This is a genomic window from Streptomyces sp. HSW2009, assembly GCF_040240285.1.
Classification (GTDB): domain Bacteria; phylum Actinomycetota; class Actinomycetes; order Streptomycetales; family Streptomycetaceae; genus Streptomyces.
This window is the reverse complement of sequence record NZ_JBEHZD010000512.1, coordinates 1-5585: the sequence shown is the minus strand read 5'-3', so window position 1 is coordinate 5585 and position 5585 is coordinate 1. Positions and strand designations below refer to the sequence as shown.

The window sequence follows — 5585 nt, the reverse complement described above, 5'->3', positions numbered from 1 at the left end:
CCCCCCCCCCCCCCCCCCCCCCCCCCCCCCCCCCGCCCCCCCCCCCCCCCCCCGCCCCCGCCCGGGGCGGCCCCCCCCCCCCCCCCGCCGCCCCCCCCCCCGCCCCCCCCCCCCCCCCTCGACTCGCTCAAGCCGTACGTGGACCTCCTGCGGGCCAGCCCGGAGACCGACGCGCTGCGCGAGGTGCTGACCGCCGTGCTCAGCGCCGAACGCGGGGCCATCGCCGCCACCGTCACCGAGACCGCCGCAGCCGCCGACCGGCTCGCCGCCGAACAGGGCCCGCACGCCGGCGCGTACGCCGCCTGCGCGACCATGGCCCGCAGCTTCCCCGGCGACCCCGGCGTGCTCGCGGCCCTGCTCCTCAACCACGTCACGCTCCAGCCCGGCGAGGCCCTCTACCTCGGCGCCGGCGTCCCGCACGCCTACCTCGGCGGCCTCGGCGTCGAACTCATGGCCAACTCCGACAACGTGCTGCGCTGCGGCCTGACCCCCAAGCACGTCGACGTACCGGAGCTGCTGCGCGTCGTCGTCTTCGAGAGCGCCCCGCCCGGCGTGCTGCGCCCCGAAGCGGACGCGGACGGCGAAGAGGTCTACGCGACGCCGATCGACGAGTTCCGGCTCTCGCGGTACGTCCTGCCGGCCGACGCCACGCCCCGCCGACTGCCCGCCGGCGCACCCCAGATCCTGCTCTGCACCGCGGGCACGGTCACGCTGCGCGCCACGGCCGAAGCAGCCGAAGCAACCAGCGAAGAAATCCAACTGAAGCAGGGCGAATCCGCCTACGTACCGGCTGCCGAGTCCGTCGAACTCACCGGCACGGGCACCCTCTACCGCGCCACCGTCGCCGGCTGACCCCCCATGCGGCGCCGGCCCCCACCGTCGCCCGGCGCCGCATGACGTACGACGCCCCGCACGGCCGAGACGGTCGTGCGGGCGGAGACGACAGAGCCAGCAGAAGCAAAAGAGACACCAGAGGTAGAAGAGGCAGCAGCACCACCCCGCCGCCTCCCGTGCCGCGCCCTGACACGCTCCCGCCCGCAGAGGCTGCAACAATGACCCGCCGTAAAGCAGCCGTAAAGCGCCGGCTCCCCGTCAGGCGCCCGGCGAACACGGGTGGAAGGGACATCTGGCACACATGAGTGCATCGGGCGGAACCAAGGCGATCGTCGCCGCACTGGGCGCCAACCTGGCCATCGCGGTGGCCAAGTTCGTGGCGTTCGCGTTCAGTGGCTCCTCGTCCATGCTGGCCGAGGGCGTGCACTCGCTGGCCGACTCGGGCAACCAGGGCCTGCTGCTGCTCGGCGGCAAGAAGGCCAAGCGCGAGGCGACCCCGGAACACCCCTTCGGCTACGGCCGCGAGCGGTACATCTACGGCTTCCTGGTCTCCATCGTCCTCTTCACCATCGGCGGCGTCTTCGCGCTGTACGAGGGGTACGAGAAGATCCGGCACCCCCACGAGATCGAGCACTGGTACTGGCCGGTCGGCGTGCTGGTCTTCGCGATCATCGCCGAGTCCTTCTCCTTCCGCACCGCGATCAAGGAGTCCAACGAGGTACGCGGCGCACTGAGCTGGACCCAGTTCGTACGCCGAGCCAAGGCCCCCGAACTGCCGGTCGTCCTCCTCGAAGACCTCGGCGCGCTGGTCGGCCTGGTGCTCGCACTCGGCGGCGTCAGCCTCGCCCTCGCCACCGGCGACGGGGTGTGGGACGGCATCGGCACCCTGTGCATCGGCGCGCTCCTCGTCCTGATCGCGATCGTGCTCGCGGCCGAGACCAAGTCGCTGCTGCTCGGCGAGGCGGCCGACGTCGACCAGGTGGCCGCGATCCGCGAGGCCGTCGTCGACGGCGAGACCGTCACCCACCTGATCCACATGCGCACGCTCCACCTGGGCCCGGAAGAACTGCTGGTCGCCGCCAAGATCGCGGTCCGGCACGACGACACCGCCACCGAGGTGGCCCAGGCCATCGACGCCGCCGAGGCCCGCATCCGCGTGGCCTGCCCCATCGCCCGCGTCATCTACTTGGAGCCCGACATCTACAGCGCCGAGGCCGCCTCCCACACCAAGCCGCCCACGGCCTGATCACCCCCACCACGGCGCGCCTCCCGGCCCACTCCCACCCGACCGAAACGTCGGGGGAGTGGGCCGAGCCACACCCACACCTCATCGGGGCCGAGCCACCACACCCCCACCGAAGCCGGGCCGTCCCACCCGAGGCACCTCATCCCACCGGGGCGGCAACACTCCACCCGGCTGTACGCGTACGGCTCCCGCCGCCCCAGCCCCCGATCCCGCCGCCGGGCAGAACGTTTTCAGCCCCGATCCCACCCCGGCACCCCATCCGATCCACCACCCCCGCACCCCACCGCCCCATCAGGCCCCTGCGGTCACCACCGCCCCCGCACGGGCGCCACGACCCCCGCCCACCAACGCCGCGCCGCGCCGACCGACCTCGCGGCCACCCTCCGCCCCCGCGCCCGGCGGACCAGCTACGACACCCCCCACCTGGCCCTCCCCACATCCGCGCACCAGCCGAGCCCCGCTCCCGCCGTCCCCCAACGACCCCCGCCAGGCCCTCCGCGACGAGCCGCGCAACACGCCCCGCCCCACCCAGCCATCCCACGTCCCACACCCCGCCCCCGGGAATCCGCCACGGTGCGGCCGAGAGCCACCGCTCCCGCCGTACGCCCACCTGGGGGGCTGGGGTTCGCCGGGGCGGTCGGTGTAGATTCGAAGCAGCCAGACGTCGCTGCTGATGGCGGTCGGTCGGCCCGCTGCGCGGTCCGGCCGAGGGAGAGAGGGCCTCCGACGGACTGCGCTGCGACCAGGGGACAGCTCTGTCCGCTGCCGCATGCACAGCCCATCACCTCCCCGTTCCCACCGTGAGGAGCAGCATTCATGTCGACTGCCGACACGAACGGTCAGGACTTCAAGGTCGCTGACCTCTCCCTGGCCGACTTCGGCCGCAAGGAGATCACCCTCGCCGAGCACGAGATGCCGGGCCTGATGTCGATCCGCAAGGAGTACGCGGAGGCCCAGCCGCTCGCCGGCGCCCGTATCACCGGTTCGCTGCACATGACCGTGCAGACCGCCGTGCTCATCGAGACGCTGGTGGCCCTCGGCGCCCAGGTCCGCTGGGCCTCCTGCAACATCTTCTCCACCCAGGACCACGCCGCCGCGGCCATCGCCGTCGGCCCGAACGGCACCCCGGAGAACCCGCAGGGCGTCCCCGTCTACGCCTGGAAGGGCGAGACGCTCGAAGAGTACTGGTGGTGCACCGAGCAGGCGCTGACCTGGCCCGGCACCGCCACCGGCGGCCCGAACATGATCCTCGACGACGGCGGCGACGCCACCCTCCTGGTCCACAAGGGCGTCGAGTACGAGAAGGCCGGCGCGGCCCCCGACGTCTCCACTGCCGAGAGCGACGAGCACCGCGTCATCCTCCAGGTCCTCAACCGCACCCTGGCCGAGAGCCCGCAGAAGTGGACGCAGCTCGCGTCCGAGATCCGCGGCGTGACCGAGGAGACCACCACCGGCGTGCACCGGCTGTACGAGATGCAGCAGGCCGGCTCCCTCCTCTTCCCGGCGATCAACGTCAACGACGCCGTCACCAAGTCGAAGTTCGACAACAAGTACGGCTGCCGCCACTCGCTCGTCGACGGCATCAACCGCGCCACCGACGTCCTCATCGGCGGCAAGGTCGCGGTCGTCTGCGGCTACGGCGACGTGGGCAAGGGCTGCGCGGAGTCGCTCCGCGGCCAGGGCGCCCGCGTGATCGTCACCGAGGTCGACCCGATCTGCGCCCTCCAGGCGGCGATGGACGGCTACCAGGTGGCCACGCTGGACGACGTGGTGGAGACGGCGGACATCTTCATCACCACCACGGGCAACAAGGACATCATCATGGCCAGCGACATGGCCAAGATGAAGCACCAGGCCATCGTCGGGAACATCGGCCACTTCGACAACGAGATCGACATGGCCGGCCTCGCCGCCATCCCCGGCATCGTCAAGGACGAGGTCAAGCCGCAGGTCCACACCTGGACCTTCGCCGAGGGCAAGAAGATCATCGTCCTCTCCGAAGGCCGCCTGCTGAACCTGGGCAACGCCACCGGTCACCCCTCGTTCGTCATGTCCAACTCCTTCGCGAACCAGACGATCGCGCAGATCGAGCTCTTCACGAAGCCCGAGTCGTACCCGACCGACGTCTACGTGCTGCCCAAGCACCTCGACGAGAAGGTCGCCCGGCTCCACCTCGACGCCCTCGGCGTCAAGCTGACCACGCTCCGCCCGGAGCAGGCCGCCTACATCGGCGTGCCGGTCGAGGGACCGTACAAGCCCGACCACTACCGCTACTGATCCACCAGCCGACGCCCGGACCCGGGGCGGGGCGAGTGGACCGGCACCCACGGGGGCCCGTCATCCGCACCGCCCCGGCCGGACCCGGCCGGCAATCAGCCCGCAGTAGTTGAGCAAGAGGCCCCCGCGTGGGGCATAGGGGCCTGCCCCGGTCGTCTCCGGCCGGGCCGGCCCTCACTCGTCAAGGACCCCACCATGCCCCGCGGTCGCTATGCACTCCATGACCCGCACGATCACACCCCCCTGGGCGTAGAACAGTTCCACTGCGCCCCCGGCCACGCCGGCTGGCGCTACGTCTCCCAGCTCAGCTCCCCGTCCGGCGAACGCACCGGCTCCGTCGACCTCACCATCGACGCACTCGGCCGCCCGCTGCGCCTGGAGCTCCAGACCGCGGACTGGCGCGTCCGCGGCGCCGCCCTCGACGGCGTCACCTGGGTGCGCACCGACGCCTCCGGCGCGCACGCCACCGAAGGCAACGTCGCCGCCCACACCTTCACCGGCACGTCCCCCGCCTTCCTCGTCGCCGCCGCGCGGCTCCTCCGACTCACCCCGGGCACCGGGCCCACCCGCCTCAGGCTCGTCGCCCTCACCGCCCCCGTGTTGGCACCCCGGACCCTCGACCAGTCCTGGGCACCGCTCAAGAGCGAAGCACACGCCACTGACAACGGCCCCCTGACCGTGGAGACGTACCAGGTCAGCGACGCGGACACCGGCGAAGTACAGACCGTCCACCTCGCCGGCGACGTCGTGCTCTCGGCCCCCGGCATCGAGCTCGAAGACCTCGACACCCCACCGTCGACGTTCCCCCTCTAACTCCCGCACCCCTGACCCAGCGGCACCTGGCCCAACAGATCTCTCATCTGCCACGGCCGCCCCACGCCTCGATGTGCGTCAACGCCCAGGAGCCTGCTAACCTTCTGTTCACCCGCCAGGACCGTTGACACGGCCCCTAGCGGGAGGTAGATTTGAACGGTTGCCGCGAGCTAGACAAGCCCGCGAATGATCGTTAAGATCTCACCGACTTCTAGCGCGAATTAAATTCCCGCAGAAGCATCTTCGGATTCTGAAGTGAAGCGAAAGCGCCGATTCGATCGGCCAAAGCGAATCTGATAAACTCGAAGAGTCGAAAGACAAAAGGCCTTCCAACGGCCACCGGAAACGAAATTCCGACCGGAAACGGTAGGGAAAAGGATCTGGTAAGGTTGGAAACACCGAAGGGAAGCGCCCG

5 protein-coding genes are annotated in these 5585 nt (G+C 71.0%); 4 read left to right on the top strand and 1 reads right to left on the bottom strand.

The features are described 5' to 3' along the window. The 4 genes from AAHZ94_RS27560 to AAHZ94_RS27545 all read left to right on the top strand — a co-directional run. A partial coding sequence (locus AAHZ94_RS27560; protein WP_502964801.1) for a cupin domain-containing protein occupies positions 1–852 on the top strand: 852 nt, incomplete at its 5' end. A 283-nt stretch (positions 853–1135) separates the two neighbouring features. Continuing rightward, positions 1136–2080, top strand: coding sequence for a cation diffusion facilitator family transporter (locus AAHZ94_RS27555; RefSeq protein WP_349996166.1), 945 nt, complete (start codon positions 1136–1138; stop codon positions 2078–2080). Between the two features lie 816 nt (positions 2081–2896). Further along, positions 2897–4357, top strand: coding sequence for an adenosylhomocysteinase (ahcY, locus tag AAHZ94_RS27550; RefSeq protein ID WP_349996165.1), 1461 nt, complete (start codon positions 2897–2899; stop codon positions 4355–4357). 195 nt (positions 4358–4552) lie between these two features. Then, positions 4553–5170 carry a hypothetical protein gene (locus tag AAHZ94_RS27545; protein ID WP_349996164.1) on the top strand — a complete coding sequence of 206 codons (618 nt, stop codon included), beginning with the start codon at positions 4553–4555 and terminating at the stop codon, positions 5168–5170. A 211-nt stretch (positions 5171–5381) separates the two neighbouring features. Here AAHZ94_RS27545 and AAHZ94_RS27540 read toward each other — a convergent pair. After that, positions 5382–5585 (bottom strand): hypothetical protein (locus AAHZ94_RS27540; protein ID WP_349996162.1); only part of this gene is annotated, 204 nt, incomplete at its 5' end.